14 protein-coding genes and 1 pseudogene are annotated in these 18,893 nt (G+C 48.4%); 12 read left to right on the plus strand and 3 right to left on the minus strand.

Going from position 1 to position 18,893, the window contains the following annotated elements; genetic code table 11:
* Window positions 1-9: 9 nt before the first annotated feature.
* Entirely contained in the window at window positions 10-342 is a 333-nt protein-coding gene (locus JCM10914_RS06435) for a hypothetical protein (RefSeq protein ID WP_023958741.1), read from the minus strand.
* Window positions 343-535: 193 nt separating this feature from the next.
* On the opposite strand from JCM10914_RS06435, the gene JCM10914_RS29840 reads away from it, so the two are divergent.
* From JCM10914_RS29840 to JCM10914_RS06465, 7 genes and pseudogenes are all read left to right on the plus strand, one after another.
* Window positions 536-1,411 carry an ABC transporter substrate-binding protein gene (locus JCM10914_RS29840; protein ID WP_023958742.1) on the plus strand — a complete coding sequence of 292 codons (876 nt, stop codon included), beginning with the start codon at window positions 536-538 and terminating at the stop codon, window positions 1,409-1,411.
* A complete protein-coding gene (locus JCM10914_RS29845; protein WP_023958743.1) occupies window positions 1,408-1,884 on the plus strand; it encodes a hypothetical protein in 477 nt (158 codons plus the stop codon). The genes JCM10914_RS29840 and JCM10914_RS29845 overlap by 4 nt, the downstream gene beginning before the upstream one ends.
* 118 nt (window positions 1,885-2,002) lie before the next feature.
* Window positions 2,003-2,860, plus strand: a complete 858-nt coding sequence (locus JCM10914_RS06445) for a carbohydrate ABC transporter permease (protein ID WP_023958744.1) — start codon at window positions 2,003-2,005, stop codon at window positions 2,858-2,860.
* Window positions 2,861-2,879: 19 nt separating this feature from the next.
* On the plus strand, window positions 2,880-3,752 hold the full coding sequence (locus JCM10914_RS06450) for a carbohydrate ABC transporter permease (RefSeq protein WP_023958745.1): 873 nt from the start codon (window positions 2,880-2,882) through the stop codon (window positions 3,750-3,752).
* Window positions 3,753-4,424: 672 nt separating this feature from the next.
* The gene (locus tag JCM10914_RS06455) at window positions 4,425-5,741 is read left to right on the plus strand and encodes a hypothetical protein (protein ID WP_231638536.1); all 1,317 of its coding nucleotides are present in this window, start codon (window positions 4,425-4,427) and stop codon (window positions 5,739-5,741) included.
* A gap of 175 nt (window positions 5,742-5,916) precedes the next feature.
* Window positions 5,917-6,318: a DUF2500 domain-containing protein gene (locus JCM10914_RS06460; protein WP_023958747.1), complete on the plus strand. Its 402-nt coding sequence runs from the start codon at window positions 5,917-5,919 to the stop codon at window positions 6,316-6,318.
* Between the two features lie 72 nt (window positions 6,319-6,390).
* Window positions 6,391-7,139: pseudogene (locus JCM10914_RS06465) on the plus strand (SDR family NAD(P)-dependent oxidoreductase).
* A gap of 66 nt (window positions 7,140-7,205) precedes the next feature.
* Here the strand turns inward: JCM10914_RS06465 and JCM10914_RS06470 are convergent.
* Window positions 7,206-10,229, minus strand: coding sequence for a discoidin domain-containing protein (locus tag JCM10914_RS06470; RefSeq protein ID WP_231638545.1), 3,024 nt, complete (start codon window positions 10,227-10,229; stop codon window positions 7,206-7,208).
* On the minus strand, window positions 10,115-11,377 hold the full coding sequence (locus JCM10914_RS29850; RefSeq protein ID WP_023958750.1) for a carbohydrate binding domain-containing protein: 1,263 nt from the start codon (window positions 11,375-11,377) through the stop codon (window positions 10,115-10,117). The genes JCM10914_RS06470 and JCM10914_RS29850 overlap by 115 nt, the downstream gene beginning before the upstream one ends.
* Before the next feature lie 208 nt (window positions 11,378-11,585).
* On the opposite strand from JCM10914_RS29850, the gene JCM10914_RS06475 reads away from it, so the two are divergent.
* The 5 genes from JCM10914_RS06475 to JCM10914_RS06495 all read left to right on the plus strand — a co-directional run bounded on the left by JCM10914_RS06475 (window position 11,586) and on the right by JCM10914_RS06495 (window position 18,774).
* Window positions 11,586-13,895, plus strand: coding sequence for an AraC family transcriptional regulator (locus JCM10914_RS06475; RefSeq protein ID WP_023958751.1), 2,310 nt, complete (start codon window positions 11,586-11,588; stop codon window positions 13,893-13,895).
* A gap of 160 nt (window positions 13,896-14,055) precedes the next feature.
* Window positions 14,056-15,687: an extracellular solute-binding protein gene (locus JCM10914_RS06480; protein WP_036717182.1), complete on the plus strand. Its 1,632-nt coding sequence runs from the start codon at window positions 14,056-14,058 to the stop codon at window positions 15,685-15,687.
* 84 nt (window positions 15,688-15,771) lie between these two features.
* A complete protein-coding gene (locus JCM10914_RS06485) occupies window positions 15,772-16,734 on the plus strand; it encodes a sugar ABC transporter permease (RefSeq protein WP_023958753.1) in 963 nt (320 codons plus the stop codon).
* A gap of 13 nt (window positions 16,735-16,747) precedes the next feature.
* Window positions 16,748-17,644, plus strand: a complete 897-nt coding sequence (locus JCM10914_RS06490) for a carbohydrate ABC transporter permease (RefSeq protein WP_023958755.1) — start codon at window positions 16,748-16,750, stop codon at window positions 17,642-17,644.
* A gap of 2 nt (window positions 17,645-17,646) precedes the next feature.
* Window positions 17,647-18,774, plus strand: a complete 1,128-nt coding sequence (locus JCM10914_RS06495; RefSeq protein WP_197286833.1) for a glycoside hydrolase family 88 protein — start codon at window positions 17,647-17,649, stop codon at window positions 18,772-18,774.
* Window positions 18,775-18,893: the final 119 nt, after the last annotated feature.

Below are 18,893 nucleotides of genomic sequence, written 5' to 3' on the forward strand. Positions count from 1 at the left end.
GTTGATATTCTAACGTCCGACTTGCAGATCGATTTCATCACCATCTTGATTAATCAGGAAAATTCGCGAGGGGTTCTCCTTCAAACTTCGGCCGGAGACAATTAATCGGTAGTGCCCATCCAGCTCATATTGACGGACATACAGGCCTGACCCGATATCTTCGTAAGGGTAATCCTCAAAATCAGCCCAGCTCCATAACTCACCTGTCTTCGAACGCTCCACTATATGAGCCAAGGATGATCCAGTGGCTTCTTGAATAGAGGGCCGTTCGTTCTGACAAGCCGACAATAACAACAGGCAAACCACCCATAGAAACCTAAAGATGCGATTAATTGCAACCATCGGCGCCTCCCTCTCGTGATGATACTTGATTCAAGTATAACGTAGGAAACAGGACGCTAAAAGATGACATGGAAAAATTTCCCCCTATTAAAGATGAATGTACCCCTTTTTAAGGAGCAAGCCATGGAATAAAATTCTGGTAGACAGCAAGGGTTTACATAAGCTTAACAAAACATACTTAGGGGGATTAGGGATGAAAAGGTCTTCGATGTTATTGATGAGTGTTCTGTTGTTACTGACCATGTTCCTCGCGGCATGCGGCAACAATGGTGGCACAACTCCGACTCCGGCTGCTGATGGGGAGACTCCAAAGACGGAAACGACTCCGCCAGCAGAAGAGAAGAAAGAAGAAGCTGCTCCGGTATCACTTCGCGTGTTCTCCACCTTCGGCGGTACGGATGCAGCTCGTGAAGCTTTCCAGGCTGCCCTTGATGAGTTCACGGCAGCCCATCCGAACGTGACCATCGAGAACGATACGATGTCTGCCAATGACGACGGTTTCAGAACCAAAGTCAACACGGACATGAACAGCGGCAACGAACCAGATTTGCTGTTCTACTTCATCGGCGCTGACGCTGAAGGCTTCGTAAATGCAGGCAAGGTTGTACCATTGAACGATATCCTCGAAACGAACGCAGACTGGAAGAACGGTTTCATTCCTGATGCACTTGAACTTGCCAGACAAAAAGACGGCAACATTTATGCTGCTCCGCTGACTGGCTTCTACGAAGGGTTGTTCGTGAACAAGAAGATCTTCGAAGAGAATGGTCTGGAGCTTCCGACAAATTGGGATAAGCTGACCACCGCTGTTAAGACGCTCTCCGCTAAAGGTATCATTCCATTGTCCGTTCCGTTTGACCAATCACACTACCTGATAGAGCATGCCATTCTGTCAGCTGCTGGTCCAGAAGGACAAAATAAAGGCCTGCTTGACGGTATTGACCCCAACTGGGAAAAAGCCTTCGCAGCAATGAAAGAACTGTACGACCTTGGTGCATTCCCTAAAGATGCTGCTACTATCGACTTGTCGATGACAGGCAACTATTACAGTGAAGGCTTGCCGCCATGATTCTTGAAGGATCCTGGGCAGTAGGCGGATGGAATGAAGACACGCGCGATAATTCGACCGTGGTTCCATTCCCGACAGTTCCTGGCGGTGCTGGTAGTGGTAACGATATCGTTGGTGGTTTCGGTTCCGGTTTCTACCTGTCCAAGTCGACTTATGACGATGCCGCTAAGAAAGATACAGCGGTTGAATTGTTAAAGCATCTGACTTCTCCAGCTTCTATCCAAAAAATCGCTTCCGCTAATGGTGGTACTCCGGCTGCTGATGTAGAAGTAACTGGTTTGGCGCAAGTGGCATTGGACGGATTTGCGATGGCTGCTAAAGCAGATTCCATTAGTGCTCCAGTGGACAGTAAAGTTTCACAAGAGACATTCGGTAATCTTCGTGCCAGCGTACAACCCGTTGTAGAAGGCAAGAAATCACCGACAGACGCGATCGCAGAAGCGAAGAAAACCGAAGATGACAATCGGAAATAATTGTCGTAACATTCGGTCGTAATAGAAGTGATGAACGCCGCCCCTTTAGTTCAACTTTCGGGCGGCGTCGTCATTTTGGCAAAAGCCAGAAGAAAAATACTCATCAAAGGTGATAAATATGAAGGGTGATCGCAAATATATCGTGCTGTTCCTGTTACCGGCAGCCGCCATCATGACAATCTTTCTATATTATCCGTTCTTCAAGAGCTTGTACCTCAGTTTCTATCGCACGAACGGCTTCTTTGATAAGAAGTTCGTGGGATGGGCGAATTATGAGCGTCTCTTTACGGATAAATTGCTGGGTGCCGCGACACTGCACACCTTAGAAATGATGCTCTATGTCATCGTGTTTCAAGTAGGTATCGCTCTTGTGCTTGCTGTCCTGGTCGATAACATCTCCAAGCTCAAAGGGTTCTATCGGACGGTGTTCTTCTTCCCCGTGGTGATCTCGGGCACAGCCATTTCATTATTGTTCGTCTTGTTCTATAACTATAATTTCGGATTATTGAATCATCTGCTTGCCAGTTTCAATATCGAGAAGGTGTTATGGCTGGATGAGAAAAATGCTCTCCGGGCCGTATCAATTCCGAACGTATGGCACTATGTTGGATTCTATTTCATCCTCTTCTTGACTGCTATGTCGAAAATTCCGGCGGATTATTATGAAGCCGCGAAGCTTGAGGGCATTACCGGCTTCAAGAAAACAACGATGTTGACCATTCCCCTTATCATGAGCGATATTCGGGTCGTCATCACGCTTGCAATTACAGGCACACTCAAGGTATTCGAGTTCATTTGGGTCATTACCCGAGGTCAGAACGGTACAGAAGTGCTGGGAACCTATATGTACAAGAAGGCCATGGTCGACCAGAACTTCGGTTATGGCTCAACGGTTGCCATTTACATGGTTGTTTTTGGGGTGGTGCTTGCACTAATTGCCAACCGGTTATTGAAGCGAGACGAGATTACATATTAAGTTTTAGGGGTGTACTGTTATGGAACCAACTATCGTTGTTGAACACAAAACGCAGCGCATCAAGCAGAGCCGGTTCAGTCTTAGCTCAGCGATCATGTACATCATTCTGACCGCATGGTCACTGACAACGATTTATCCATTATTCTGGATCGTGAATAACTCGTTTAAAGTTTCGCGCGATGTCATGAATAACTCATTCGGAATTGCGTGGGACCCGGTGTTCGTCAACTATCAGAATGCGTTTGACCGGATCAATATTGGGCGAAGTTACATGAACAGCTTGATTATGTCTTTTAGTACGGTATTTTTGGTGCTGCTGCTTGGTGGACTCGCAGCTTATGTGCTGTCGAGGTTTAATTTCAAGGGCAAGCGTGCGATTTTTTCTCTTCTGTATGCGACATTACTCATTCCCGCCTTTGCTACGGTTGTACCCGTATATGAGCTGCTGATCAAGACGAGTTTGGTCAATACGTATTGGGGGTTGATCTTCCCGCAGACAGCAGGGAATCTGACGTTTGCGACCTTGGTTATTGCGGGGTACATGGCTACGATTCCGAAAGAGCTTGAGGAAGCCGCATTTATGGATGGATGTAATCGCTGGCAAATGTTTATTAAAATCTTTGTGCCGATCTCGCAGCCTGTTTTTGCATCGGCCAGTATTTTTGTATTCATGTGGTCGTACAATGACTTGTTCTCGGCTTTGATCTTCGTGAACAAGGAGAATGTTCGCCCGATCGTCGCCTTGCTGAATGAGATCAGTTCGCAATACGGAACAGATTTCGGTCTGATGGCGACAGCCGTTTCGCTGACGGTTATTCCGGTGCTGATTGTGTACTTGTTCATCTCGAAATATATTCAGAAAGGTTTGACCGAAGGAGCTGTCAAAGGGTAAGAGGACAGGGAATTCAACGAATAGGCAAGTCAAGAGGGGACGTGATCGTCACCTGGTTGACTTGCCTATTCGTTGTTAAGTCATATTAATGACAGGGTTCATTATTGTTCGAAAGAATATTTCAACACCTGAAAAATTCACAATAATAAATATAAGGCTAGGGTAAAGGAAGCTTGGGTGAATGAACGAAGGACGAACATCAACGAACTAATTATACAATTTCAATATATGAAAAATTCATAATAGAAAAACACATGCTAGCTCTACCTAGACACTTTACATCGTCCACAAGATTTTCCCCCGTTGATCTACATAGACCACTGTTATAAGGGTCATATTCGAAGAATGTCCTGCAGCCCTCTCACATGTGTTAATATATAATGTGGCGCAGATTATATCGCAAGCTGTCATGTCCACACATTCGGATGAAACCCAAAGCTCGAATTCAAGAGAAGCCAGAGTCATTTCATACCGAGGCCGAGCACCTATTGAACAAGCCAGACTCTCTGGAGCAATCAAGACCAGGAACATTTCCGATGATTCATATCGTAGAAAAGCTACAGCATTGTAAATATTGTAAGTCAGAACTGTACTTATCTGTCTGTAGTAATGTGTTATAATGTCGAAAAAAGCGGATAATAAGTCAGCACAGATTGTTGTAATAAGGAGGAAGTGTTCTTGAAATCAAGACGTTTTATATTCTGGTTCTGCATGCTGGTGGTGATGGCTTTCTTGTTAGCTGCCTGTACCTCAGAATCTATAAAACAACAGCAGCTTTCTTCAGATGAAGAACCTCCGGAAGTGATTGAAGAAGAAGCGCAAGAAGATATAGATAAGGGTCAGACGATAACCTTAGTGACCCCCGACACGGTGATGAAAGCACCGGAGGAGAAAAGTAAATACCAGATACATACACGATTGACGGACTTTCACTTGTTGAGTGAGTCTACCGGTGTTGCATGGGGGATTACCGATGCAGCCCTGCGATTATACCGGACGCAGGATTATGGAGAGACATGGGTTGACATTTCTCCTTCCTCAAACGTTCCGTTCGGCGGCAAGCTTGTGTATGGAAAAGATATCGTGTTTACTGACAAAGATCATGGCTGGATTATTCGCAACAAGCAAGGCTCGGCTGAAACTGTACTTCTGAATACATCGAATGGTGGAGAGTCTTGGAAGATCTCTTCTATTCCAGGGACCGGGGAGGTCACGGCGCTCTCTTTCGTTTCCCCACAGCAAGGCTGGATTCTATCAACGGATGATCTGACCAGAGGGTCGGAACAGAAGTCCTTGTATCGCACGACGAATAGCGGTGGCCTATGGAATCAAATCATGCAGAATTCGGAGTATTCATCTGCTAGCGTTCCGGGATCGGTGATTCCTCGTACAGGCTCCGTGATCGGTTTGACGTTCACGGATGCTACGGTTGGGTTTGCCACGATACGCGAGATACAGTCTTCCAAATTGTACATTACCCGTGACGGCGGCGAGAAATGGAAGTCATCCGGACAAGTGTTTAAGAATAAGCAGCTAGATGCCTGCGGCAACGTTACAACAGGCGCACCCAAGTTACTGGGTGGACGAGGAAATTCAATCGAGGTGTATATACCTGTTACTTGCGCGAAGAATGATCAGTCCGGTTACTTTGGGTATTTTACCGGCGATGCAGGAAAATCATGGAATCTGGTGTCATTCCCAAACCAGGGGATCGCTCGTGAGGGTTCATTGCAACCTGTATTTCGCCGAGTGTATGACGGTCATCGGATGGTGAATGGCATTATTCAGCATTCGAGCGATATGGGAAGAACGTGGAAGGCATATCCTAGAAGTAAGCTTTTGGCAGACAATTTGGCCAATTATCCGAACGTAGTCAAGCTGCAGTTCGTCTCTTCGGATGTCGGATGGATGCTGATTGAGACGGATGACAAGAAACGCTCCCGATTGATGAAGAGTTCGGACGGAGGCGTTACTTGGCAAGGAATATAATAATCGGCTATTCATTATTGGAGCTGGCTCTGCTGACGCAGATGCCGGCTTTTTGAATTGGCTTCAAGAAAGGACAAACTCTATAAAATTTCAGTCAAACTTTCCAAGCGAAAGAGTTAAATTGTCTGAATCTAAGCATATACATATTCCAAGACAAGGTGGAGGGGGGAGCCGTATGGGATCGGGATCAGATTGGATGTTCGATTTTTTCGGCAGCGTTATGCCCGTGTTTTTCATCGTCGTCATCGGGATCATACTGCTGTCGGCAGGGAAGGGAATTTTACAGTGGAGCCAGAACAACCGACAGCCATTGCTAGCGGTCGATTCCAAGATTGTCAGCAAGCGAACGGAAGTGAAACACACCCAGCCAACAGATGATCCGACGTCGAGTCGAACACGCACCACCTACTATCTCACATTCGAAGTGGAGAGCGGGGATCGAATGGAGTTTATTGTAAATGGCGAGGAGTTTGGAATGTGTGCCGAAGGAGACAAGGGATTACTGCGTTTTCAAGGGACGCGATATTATGGGTTTGTGCGGCATCCCAAGGCTGAACTCGGAGTTATACAAAGATAGGAGAATCAAGAATATCATGAGTTAGCTTGTCTTCTCCGGTGGTATATTATAGAGGAGAAGGAGGGGCTGGGCATGAAATTTGAGAATACAACAGTAGTGATTACGGGTTCCGCCAATGGGATCGGGCGTGGGTTAGCTGAAGCTACGCACTGAATGGAGCACGGGTTGTGATGAGTGACGTCAATGAAGAGCAAGGAAAGAGAGTGGCAGATGAATTAAGGCAGCAGGGATTACAGGCGGTATTCGTCCCATGTGACGTTAGAGGGGAATCCGATATTCAACGCTTGATGAAGCAAGCGGCAGAGTTCGGAGGAGACATCGATATCCTGATTAACAATGCAGGAATATCCCGATGGAAGTCACCGTACGAACTAATGGTGCAGGATTGGGATGATGTCATGAATACAAATGCCAGAAGCTGTTTTCTTGCCTCTCGCGAGGCTGCCCAATATATGAAAAAGACGGGTAAAGGTGGGGCTATCGTTAACATCTCGTCTACACGCTCGATCATGTCCGAGCCGAATTCAGAAGCTTATGCTGCTTCGAAAGGAGCGATTGTTGCCTTAAGCCATGCTATGGCCATCAGCTTAGGTCCAGATGGAATTCGCGTAAACTGCATTAGTCCGGGTTGGATCGAGACCGGCTCCTATGAGGAGCTGCGTTCAGAAGACCATAAGCAGCATCCCGCAGGACGGGTAGGAGTTCCAAGAGATATCGCCAAAGCCTGCTTCTATTTCACAGACCCTGATAACGATTTCGTCACGGGTGCTCACTTGGTCGTTGACGGAGGAATGACTCGAAAGATGATTTATGAGCCATAACTGATGCACACAAAGAAGTGTCTCCTGGCGGAGACACTTCTTTGTGTTTTGAAAGTTGATTTTTGCTCAAGGTTGGGCTGTGATTTTAACGGTTTCTGTAAGCCCATAGACGGAGTCTTGTATGGTAATTATCGCAGTTCCCGGTGTGATAGCCGTTAATCTTCCAGCAGCACTAACCTGAATAACATCGGGGGCGTCTGAGATGTAAGTCAATGCTTCTGCCTGTTCACGTTTCCCGCCCGGGAAGCCATACCAACCATTCATTTGTTTCGATTCACCCAGCTTGAGTTCAGGGACCGCCTCTATCCGTAGTACGATAGGGGCGAGTGGATATACTCCCACTTCAGTGAAGCTATTCCACGGATTGACGTTATTTCCTTTACCTAATATTCGGATGTAACGGGCTGTTGTTGGTTCTACCAGAAATGTTTCCGGTTGCTGGGTGGTGCCGGAGGTCAGTCCGTTCTCATAAATGGTTGACCATTCCACGCCATCGACAGAAGCAAGCACATCAAATAAGTTCTTGCGGGTATCCCCTAAGTAGATAGCCAGAGAAACAGCACCAACTGATCTCGGTTCTCCAAGATCGAGCTGAACGTACTCCTTGCCTGATGCAGACCAGCGGGTGTCTAGATTGCCATCGATGACATGCTCCGGGATGTTTGTTGATTCCGGAACGCTACTTGCCGTAACTTGTTGTACTTGATATTTGAGGTGATTCGGCGGTTCACCTATCGCTGGATTGCGTGTGAAATGAAGGGTGTATCGATTACTCAGCTTCGGGTTATCCTTGTCCTGGATGGTTATAGTAGCACTTCCAGGTATCGAGCTCGCTTGATTGATGGTGACAGTATGCTCGGTTTCGGCAGACACCAGCGGGGGCTGCGGAGCATCGAACGGTAGTCCTGCTTCGTAGTACGTGATCTCCGGTCGATAGTCTTGAAGCGGTACCCCGTCCAGCATCAGAGCCGTTGCCACCGGAAGCGCAGGAACTTCAGGAAGTTCACCGTCGGGAATGGACCATTCCAGCAGTGCGATATGGTCTGTTTCATCATTAGGCAGCGGATCATGGGCATAAAGCGGAATCATACGAACAGACAAATCGATATCTTGAACCTGTTGGAGATGGATGGTTAGCTTCCGCATGCCCTCATTGCTCGATTGACCTTCCGGATTCGGTGAAGTGGCCAGCGGTCGTGCGTCCATAACCGAGAAGCGAGCGCCAGTCGGTGCCTCCGTCATCTGCACATATAATCGCTTATCTTGTTCATAAAGGATGGCAGCACGTCCGTCTTCCGTAATTTCAACTTCCGCCCCGGTGTGCATAAACCAGTACAGTTCGGAAGGCTGTTTCAGTTGGATCTCATCCTGAATCACCAGTTCGCGTCTGTCGGATGAGAGCTTCATTCCTCGTAGCATCTCACTTGCATCTTTCCGGTACAGATCGGACAGATCCAGAATGGTGTAAGCTCCCCTTGGCTTTGATTCTTTCTTTAGCGTCACAGCTGTGCCGTAAGGCTCTTGCTGTATAACCGGATGCTCGATTGGATTGATGACGAGCGTGTTGTGACCTTCGGTTTTCTTGCGATAATACGTCCAGCGTTGGTATTGGTAATCCCAGAAGCCGGGCAGGCTATAGCTTTCATTTCCGAGATCGGATGCCCATCGAACGCCCAGTGCGTCGAACACAAAGGTGCCACCATCGAGATCGTTGTGGCTTCGCATCGTTTCGTTCACGCCTTTGATCGAAGCGAACAGCGCATAAGGGTCATCCCAGGCACTGCGCATGGAGGCTGATTCAATACCGGTGAAGAACCGATCTAATTGAGTAGGTACCTGCTCAAACATGCCGGGCTTGTAAAACACCATATAAAGCGGGTGGAAGTAGCCTTTTCGATTATACAAATCTCCAATGAACCAAGCGTATTCCGGCTTGTCGAAGAACGAAGCGAACCAGAGCGATTCATACATATTGTAGCTGATGTTGCCATCATAAAAGTTGAAGAACCCGCCTTCTCCGAGCAAATGATACGGATAGGCTCCCGAAGCCGCATATCCCGGGAGCAGGGATAGACCAAAATCGGTTCCCATGCTTGTATTCAAGGCCTGGATGTACATGGCGAGATATTGACCACCATAGTGCCAGTATGCCGGACCCTCGGGCCATGCGCCGTCCTCGGTATAATGCCGCAATGCATATTGCAGCTTCTGGAAGGTGCTCTGAATGACTTCCAGCGCTTGTGCCTCAGTCTCAGGTTCATCCGCAACGGCCAGAGCAAGCAATCCGAGGCCGCCATTGTCGACGAGATTAATATTATTGTGCTCCCCGTTATGGCGGAACTCGCCGCGGTACCAATCGAGTGCAACCGCAAGTGCATGATCCTTAATTGCTGTATTTAATTGAGCTCGCTGCAACTGATCCAGATCGTCATAAATCCAGTCATAGGCCAGTGCGACGGCGAACGAGAGTTCTGACAATGCCAGGATGTTATTGGTTCTGCCGCCCCAATCCTCATAATGTGTCATCGCTTCAAGCTCCTGCCATACGCGCTGTGCATAACGGGACTCGCCGGTGAAGCGGTACATGAGCGCGGTCGGGATCAAACGATCGCGCAGCATGTAAACGTTGCCGCCGTTAGGCGAATAAGATAGAGGTGTTGTAGACAGGACAGGATCCGCTTGTCGTCTTAAGCGATCCATCCATTCACTCATGTAACGATCCCCGTTGTCCAGCCATAGCCTGGATTGGTTCAAATCCTCGGTAGATGCGAGAAGACGCGGATGACGCCCTCCCGAAATCGAGTCAAGACCATCCTGAATTCGAAGTGAGGCAGCCAAATGTTCCGCTGTGGGTCCGACATAGACCAGCATATCGCTCTCGGTACGCCCGCCGTGATCATCCTCTGCTGCTACGCGAAATTGGTCATAACCCAAATAACCATTTATCGGTGTATATTGATAGGTCCCTTCTTCGTCTACTCGTACGGTACCGTACGAGGGAGGAGCGACAAGGCTCCAAGAGATCGTATCTCCATCCGGCTCTTCGGCCTTGGAGAGTTGGATGATAAGGGCGTATCCATCGGGGTATATCCCCATGCCAAATCGAGGATAGGGGCAGTATTCGTCTTGTTAACGACGATCTGGCCTTGACCGAATCTGACGCCGCCGGAAGCCGTTTGGCGAACGACAAACGTGAATTTATCCGTACCGTTGTAACCATGGTTGGGATAATAAGTAAAGCTGCCATCGTCTTTCATATTCATTATGCCGTTCGCTGGCGGAGAGACGAGAACGTATTCCAGCCCTGCATCCGTGCTGTCCGTTGCGGACAACTGATCTTGCAAGGCACGGTCCTGATCAACTTCGCCTTCGTAAGATTCAACCTGAAGGGTATCAGGAGCATTAACGCTCACGAATATCGATGCAGTATGCGCATGATCATACGTTGATGCCGTAACCGTTGAAAATCCTGTATCAAGTCCCGTAATCTGACCCTGATTCGTTACCTTCACGATATCCGGGTTTGATGCCGACCATTGCAGATCCGGAACAGGTGCCGAAGCCGGTTCATAATGAAGAGCAGGGGTTACGGCCTGGTCTGTAGCTAGATAAGCAAGCTCCGGTTCGAGCGTGATCGAATGAATAACTTCATCAACGGACACATCATCAAACCAAGCTTGGCCCGTACCGGTCTCCAAAAACAGTTCAACGGTTAGCGTTGGCGGTGTAGCTGCATTGTCCGGTACGGTGAACAATTTCTCCATATAAGTCCAGTCCTGTGTTCCCTTCAGCGACCCGAGCTGGATCAACACATTGCTTGTACCGCTTCGTTTCATTTGATAGCGAATAAGTGCTGCATTACTGACGGAATCCGTTTTGACCCAGCCACTGATCCGGTACGTATGCCCTATCTGGACAGGGATGGACTGCGTAATGGCCGCGCGACTGGATGTTCCGGCAGGTCCTTCTATGCTGACTGATTGTTGACCGGATCTGAAAGTTTCCTGATCTACCCTGAGTATGGGCGATCCTACAGGCAGCCACTGCCCCCAGTTTGTTGGTCGGATGCCATCTAACCATTGGGAACCTGTCTCCGTTAATTCGAATCCACCATTCACAATCAAAACCTCCTGTGCGAATACATTGTCATTTTCCATCATGGCCCATACGGACGTCGGTGGCAAGAAGCCGTGAAGCCCCGTAATCAGTATGAGCATGATCAGAGCTGTCCGTTTCACATCATTTCCCTCCAAGTCGTATACAAGTTTCCGGTTGTTTAGACCGGAACACTTCTATCGTAGAGGAAGCTGATCCATTCGAGTATGATACAAATTCGTGATCGATTAACATTTTTGAAGAAAGCCTGTTCATGTTAAATAAAAACAGTATGATGTAATTAATGTAAATACGGAAGATACATTAACCAAAGAACTGGAGGGTGAGGGGATGAGGAGGTTGACGTCGGTCAGTGCAAGCGGGGAGCGTTCCCATCGTGTTTCCGTTTTCGTTACATTGCTCATGTCCTATCTTGTGGTGTTATTGATCCCGGTCATTGTATTCGGCGGACTGTATTCCCGGATCGAGAAGGTAATGATTGAGAATGCGAACAACGCCAATATGGCTCTGATCGAGCAAGCGAAGCAGGTGGTGGACGGCCGACTGGATGAGATGCACCTGATCTCCCGGAACATCACTTCACATCCGAAGCTGGACGTATTGCTGAAGGCAAGCACGCCTCAGAACGGGGCTGAGAACTATAGTTATTACAGCTTTATTCAGGAAATGCAGCGATATCGTAACAGTAGCAGCTTCATTACGGACTTTTATGTGTATCTGCGAGAAAGCGATATCGTTCTCAGTCCAACCCTTAAGACGACGTCAAGTATCCTCTTCTCGGATATTTATGGATACACCAATTTGAACTATAACCAATATCAGTCGGATATTCTGCACGGGATTCATCTGAATCGTTATATGCCTGTAACGGAGGTTGGCAAAGGATTGAATCAGAAACGGATGTTAACATATATGCAAACGCTTCCATTCGGGGAGAAGAGAAATCCTAAAGGTGCGCTCATCATGCTGATTGAAGAGAAGCAAATTGCCGGCTTGCTGCAAGAGATCGTGAAATCCAATCATGGCACGATCTACATTAAGGACGCGAGCGGTCAGGTCATTCTCAGTGCCGGCGAATCCGCAGAGAGCAGCACCTGGAGAACCGAACGGGATCATCCGATGCTGACGGTTTCGACGATCTCGGCGAGAAGCGGGTGGGAGTATATCTCCGTTGTGCCCGAGCATGTGTTCATGGAGAAGGTCAACATGGTGAAAAGAATGGCCGCCGGCGTCCTGGCGATCTGTCTTGCTGCAGGGATTGCCGCTTGCGCGTACATGACGTACCGTGCTTACCATCCGCTTCGTGACATTATTCGTTTCATTATCCAAGCTCACCCTGCACGCGATGGTGAGGTGCGAAATGAATATGAATTTATCAAATCGACGATGGTAGATTCTTTTGGCAAGCAGACGATGATGAAGGAACAACTATCTCGTCAAACCCCGGTCATTCGTTCCAATTTTCTGCAGCGTCTGTTGAAGGGAAGCGTGGATGAGAGTGATATGTCCGACCATGCCATGGCTTTCATGGGCCTTACCTTCCCGTATCCGGGATTTGCTGTTGCTTTGATTGAACTTCGAGATGCCAGCGGATTCATCCATAACGAGCGTGAAAGCGAATGGGCGCTCATTCGTTTCGTTACTGGCAAGGTCGCCGAAGAGATCCACCCGTATACCGCTTATGCCGTGGAAATGGAGAAAAATCTCGTAGCCTTGATCGTAAATGTACCCGAGCCGCTAGAGAACATTGAAGTCGGAATGCACGACTGGGCGGAGCAGGTGAAACAGGTAATCGAGCAGCGTTTCAGAACCGTAACCACAATTGGGATTAGCGGAATTCATATCGGTCCCGGAGGCTTGTCCAGCGGTTACAGCGAGAGCCAGAAGGCACTGGAATACTCGATATTCACAGCTTGCCAGCCGATTTTGTTTTACCGTGAAATGCAGCAACAGACGGAGGCGTATTATGATTTCCCCATTGAAACGGAAGTCAAGCTCATCAATGCCGTGAAGAGCGGGGAGTTCGACAAGGTTCAGGATCTCATTCAATGCTTGTACCATAACAACTTTGTGCGAAAATCGATCTCGCCTGAACTGGGAAGACTTATGTTCTCCAATCTCCTCAGTACCATGTTTAAACTGCTGAATGCTTTGAATTTGAAATTTGAAGATATTTTCGGCACAGCTGGAAGCTCCATTGAGCATATAACGGTAGGCGGTACGGTCGAGGAACTCTACGAGGAAGTGAAGTGGAGGTTTGGCCAGGTCTGTCATTACGTGCGGAACCAGCGAGGGGATTCCTCTTCGCTGCTGCTGGAGAAGATCCAGCGTTACATTACGGATCATCATGACGATACCATGATCAGCCTTGCTTCCATTGCGGAGCAGTTCAACATTACGCCACCCTACCTATCGGCCTTTTTCAAGAAGAACAGCGGTACCAATCTGACGGATTATCTGGCGAAGATTCGGATCGAGCACGCCAAGGAAATGATGAGGGATGCGAGAAATACGATTTCGCATATCGCCCGCTCCGTCGGTTATACAAGCGACGTCGGTTTTATCCGGGTATTCAAAAAATACGAGGCATCACGCCGGGCAAATATAAGGAAACTTTGCATTCTCTATCATCGACCTTAAGAAAAGATCATCTTCATTCTTAATCCCTGTTCATGAATCACGAATGTGTATGATATACGGCAAATGCACGTTGAGCCTAGAATTTGAGTCAGGGACGTCAAGAACAGTCCCGATGGAATCAGTCCATCTTTCACATTAGGAAAAAGGGAGGCGTCGTAATTTGAGAACAATCCGAATACGTGTAGCTAGGCTGATGATCTCTATGCTCGTCGTGGTTATGATTGCAGGATGCAGCGGGGGAGGCTCGGGCGTCGAGCAGCCTACAGGCAGTACAGGTGCAGAAGGAACCGGTGCTGCTGCGAACGGAGAGCCGGGTTACCCGGCACAATTAACCTATTGGGTATCGCTTAACCCGAACGCATCCGCCACGATGCAGGATATGAACGGCATTGCGGCCTATCAGGAAATGGAGAAGCTCACAGGGACCAAGTTGAAATTTCAGCATCCGTCTGCAGGTCAGGAGACGGACGCTTTCAATATTATGGTCTCATCCGGCAACTTGCCCGATGTCGTAGAGTATGGCTGGGCTAATGTATCCGGCGGGCCGGACAAGGCGATCTCCGATGGAACCATCATTCGCCTGAATGAATTGATCGAAGAACATGCACCTCATTTATCGAAGCTCTTGAACGAACACCCAGAATACCAAAAACTGATTAGCACGGATGGGGGAAATATTTACGTATTCCCTTTTATTCGTGGGGATGAGTATTTACTGACGTACAACGGCATTATTCTGCGTGAGGATTGGCTAGAGAAATTGCAGCTCTCCGTACCGGAAACGATTGACGAGTGGTACACGGTGTTAACGGCGTTCAAGACCGGCGATCCTAACGGGAACGGGCAGGCTGATGAAATCCCGCTTCTGCTGGATCTCGATATGACGAACCTAAACCATGCGTTTATTGGAGCGTGGGGGATAACGACTGGATTTTACCAGGTTGACGGTAAAGTGAACTATGGTCCGATTCAACCTGAGTTTAAATCGTATTTGGAGACGATGAGCAAATGGTATGCCGAAGGATTAATCGATCAGGATTATGCCGCAACGGACGGCACGCTCAAGGATGCCAAAGTGACCAACAACCAACTTGGAGCCTTCTCTGGATATATGGGTAGCAGTCTGGGGCGATATTCTGAATTAATGCTCAAGACCAATCCGGACGTCAAGCTGGTAGGTGCGCCTAACGTCGTACTGAAGAAGGGGGATACTCCAATTCTAGGGCAGAAGGATTCCGCGTTCACCGGTGTCGGGGCAGCCATTACCAAAGCGAACAAGTTCCCGGTGGAGACGGTGAAGTGGCTGGATCATAAGTATGGAGAAGAAGGCCATATGCTATTTAACTTTGGGGTAGAGGGCGTTAGCTACGATATGAAGGAAGGCTATCCGACTTACACCGAGCAAGTGATGAAGAATCCAGAAGGACTTTCGATCACACAGGCGATGTCCAAATACAATCTGGCCAGTTACTCTGGTCCCTTTGTGCAGGATCGCCGGTATATTGAACAATATTCCGCGCTACCGCAGCAAAAAGCGGCCATTGAGACATGGATGCAAGCGGACAATGAACGTCTGATGCCGATTATTTCGCCAACGGCGGAAGAGAGCACTAGATATGCTTCAATCATGAATGATATCCAGACGTATTACGAAGAGATGGTCAACAAATTCATTATGGGAGTGGAGCCCATCAGCGGATTTGACCAATTTGTGCAAACCGTTCAGGGGATGGGTATTGAAGAGGCACTTCAGATTCAACAAGCAGCATTGGACCGGTTCAACAGCCGTTAACGGTTGCACAAGCACGTGGCAGGAGGGGGAGGAAGTCTCTTCCCTCCATGCGTGTTCGATCTTGTATCAGAGGAGGGCATTGGGATGGAGCTCAAGGAAGAGATGACAAACCGCGTGATGATTCAGAACCGCCAAGAGAGCTTCAGGGTGAGAGCAGCAAAAGATTTTCGCCGCAATTCCATGATCTACCTGATGCTGCTTCCGGTTGTGGCGTTCTATGCCGTATTTCACTACGGTCCATTATATGGTCTGCAGATCGCCTTCAAAAACTTCTCGGCGGGACTCGGGATATGGAACAGCCCATGGGTTGGGTTTCAGCATTTCAACGATTTTTTTAATGGCTTTTTCTTCGAACGGGTGGTATCCAACACGATTATTCTCGGCGCGTACGACCTCATCTTCGTGTTTCCTGCCTCGATTATACTGGCACTGCTGTTGAATGAGGTGCGGCATCGCGTGTTGAAACGGACGGTGCAGTCCATCACATATATTCCTCATTTTATATCGGTTGTGGTGGTGGTGGGGATGTTAGTCGATTTCCTGTCCGTCGACGGATTGATTAACCAGTTGGTGTCGTATTTCGGCGGCAAACCCATCTCGTTCATGCGACTGCCGGAATGGTTCCGCACGATCTATACTTCGTCCGCTATATGGCAGGGAATTGGCTGGGGGTCGATCATTTATCTCGCAGCCATATCGAATATCGATCCATCCTTGTATGAAGCGGCGAAAGTAGACGGAGCCGGACGCTGGAAGCAAATGCTTCAGATTACGTTGCCGGGCATCTTGCCAACCGTTATCATTTTGCTAATTCTCCGGATCGGGTCCTTCATGGCGCTACAGGACGAGAAAATCTTGATTATGTATAATCCGATGATTTATGAGACGGCGGATGTCATCGGCACCTACGTCTACCGCAAGGGGATATTGGAAGCGAGTTACAGCTTTAGCGCGGCGGTCGGCATGTTCAATTCCCTGATTAACTTTGCCCTGCTCATTGGGGCTAATTATCTCAGCAAGCGGTTTACGGACACGAAGCTGTGGTAGAGAGGAGACAGCTATGCGAACTTCCAAATCGGTCAGTGAAGTCTTATTTGATTATACGAACGTGATTCTGTTATGCCTGTTATCGATCGTAACGTTGTACCCGTTCATCTATGTATTATTCGCTTCGGTCAGTACGCCGGCTGAATTCGTGCAGCACCGGGGCATCTTGTTATGGCCCAGAGGCTTCTCGCTGGATTCTTACCGAATGGTATTCGAGAATCCGAACATCATTCGCAGTTACTTGAACACGATTCTGTATGTAACCGTTGGTACGACGCTGAATATAGCGATGACGGCTCTTGGTGCGTATGGCTTGTCCAGGAAAAATGTGATGTGGAAAGGCACGATCATGATGTTGATCGTCATGACGATGTTTTTCGATGGCGGGCTGATTCCCAAATATTTATTGGTACGTAATTTGGGGCTGCTTGATACGTACTGGGCACTGATTATTCCAAGTGCCATGACGACATGGAATTTGATTATTATGCGAACGGCATTTCAGGCGGTTCCGAGTGCGCTGGAGGAATCTGCGCGGATCGACGGGGCGAATGACTGGACGATTTTGCTGCGGATCATCATACCGCTCTCTCTCCCGGTGATAGCGGTCATGGTCCTCTTCTATGGTGTATGGCACTGGAATAAGTGGTTTGACGCCCTCATCTATCTAAGAGAACGGGATTTGTTCCCGCTGCAGCTCATACTGCGTGAGATTCTTATCCAGAATGACACGAGCAGCATGATGACCTCCGTAGGGGGAGGAGACCGGATGCCGGTCGGCGAAACCATTAAGTATGCAACGATCATGGTTGCCACGCTGCCGATTTTGTTCTTATATCCGTTCTTGCAAAAATACTTTGTCAAAGGCGTCATGATTGGAGCATCAAAGAATAGGAGTGATGTGAAGTGATGATGTGGGAGCAAGCGATTCAGGATGCGATGAGGAAGACGAAGTCCAATATAAACCGATTCCCGAAGAAATTTCCGCATATTACGACGGAGAAGCGCTATGACTGGGGAGAAAGCAACGATTGGATCGAGGGCTTTTATACGGGAATGATCTGGCTTTGTTATGAGTATTCAGAGGAGTCCATTTTCAAGGAGACGGCACTAGCTCATGTAGCGGATTATGCACAGCGATTGCAGGAACAGCGGCATCTGGATCATCACGACATCGGATTCCTCTATCTCCCTTCCGCGTTGGCATCGTGGATTGTGGATCAACATAAAGAAGGCAAGCAGCTTGCGCTTAAGGCAGCCGATCATCTAATGCTGCGTTGGCGGGAAGAGGGACAATATATTCAAGCCTGGGGGAAAAAAGGAGACGAGAAGAACGGCGGGCGCATTATCATCGATTGCATGATGAATATCCCGCTGCTGTATTGGGCTTACAATCAGACGGGCGACGAGCGATACTGGGACGTGGCTGTGGCCCATGCCGACAAGAGCCGGCGGTATCTGATGCGCGGGGATGACTCTTCTTACCACACCTTCTACTTCAACCCTTCGGATGGAACACCAATCGGCGGCGGAACACATCAAGGGTACCATGACGGCTCCACCTGGACGCGTGGTCAGGCATGGGCTATTTACGGCTTTGCGTTATCATATCGTTATACCCGTGATGTGAAATACTTGGAAACGGCCATTCGCGCCGCCCGTTTTTTTATCGATCATCTACCGGAAGATCATGTCGCTTACTGGGATTTTGACGTTCCGCTTGAAGCGAACACGCCACGCGATAGCTCGGCCTCAGCTATTGCTGCGTGCGGGATGCTGGAGATCCTGGAGCACCTGGATGACGATAATGACAATAAAGGGCTATTGACAGAAGCAATTGAGCGGTCCATGATGTCCTTGGTAACCAACTATTCTACTATGGGACAAGATACGGAGGAAGGCCTTATCAAGCATGGATCCTATTACGTCAGAGGCGGCATGGGACCTGATGATTACATGATTTGGGGCGACTATTATTATCTTGAAGCCTTGCTGCGCTTGACCAAACAGGTACCGGGTTACTGGTATGAGCGAGGTTAGCGTTAGGTCCGCTGCTATAATGATTATTCATTTCGGAGATGCTGGTTGATACCAGCATCTCCTTTTGTTTTTACCGGATCAGAGGGGGTGGAACGTTCACAATATACTCATTGGTATTG

It is taken from the genome of Paenibacillus sp. JCM 10914 (assembly GCF_001315105.1).
Classification (GTDB): Bacteria; Bacillota; Bacilli; order Paenibacillales; family Paenibacillaceae; genus Paenibacillus_AQ.

Bases quoted from the DNA above. Each gene is read 5' to 3' on its own strand.
- JCM10914_RS06435 (WP_023958741.1), bottom strand. From the start codon at position 342: ATGGTTGCAATTAATCGCATCTTTAGGTTTCTATGGGTGGTTTGCCTG.
- JCM10914_RS29840 (WP_023958742.1), top strand. From the start codon at position 536: ATGAAAAGGTCTTCGATGTTATTGATGAGTGTTCTGTTGTTACTGACC.
- JCM10914_RS29845 (WP_023958743.1), top strand. From the start codon at position 1,408: ATGATTCTTGAAGGATCCTGGGCAGTAGGCGGATGGAATGAAGACACG.
- JCM10914_RS06445 (WP_023958744.1), top strand. From the start codon at position 2,003: ATGAAGGGTGATCGCAAATATATCGTGCTGTTCCTGTTACCGGCAGCC.
- JCM10914_RS06450 (WP_023958745.1), top strand. From the start codon at position 2,880: ATGGAACCAACTATCGTTGTTGAACACAAAACGCAGCGCATCAAGCAG.
- JCM10914_RS06460 (WP_023958747.1), top strand. From the start codon at position 5,917: ATGGGATCGGGATCAGATTGGATGTTCGATTTTTTCGGCAGCGTTATG.
- JCM10914_RS06475 (WP_023958751.1), top strand. From the start codon at position 11,586: ATGAGGAGGTTGACGTCGGTCAGTGCAAGCGGGGAGCGTTCCCATCGT.
- JCM10914_RS06485 (WP_023958753.1), top strand. From the start codon at position 15,772: ATGGAGCTCAAGGAAGAGATGACAAACCGCGTGATGATTCAGAACCGC.
- JCM10914_RS06490 (WP_023958755.1), top strand. From the start codon at position 16,748: ATGCGAACTTCCAAATCGGTCAGTGAAGTCTTATTTGATTATACGAAC.
- JCM10914_RS06495 (WP_197286833.1), top strand. From the start codon at position 17,647: ATGTGGGAGCAAGCGATTCAGGATGCGATGAGGAAGACGAAGTCCAAT.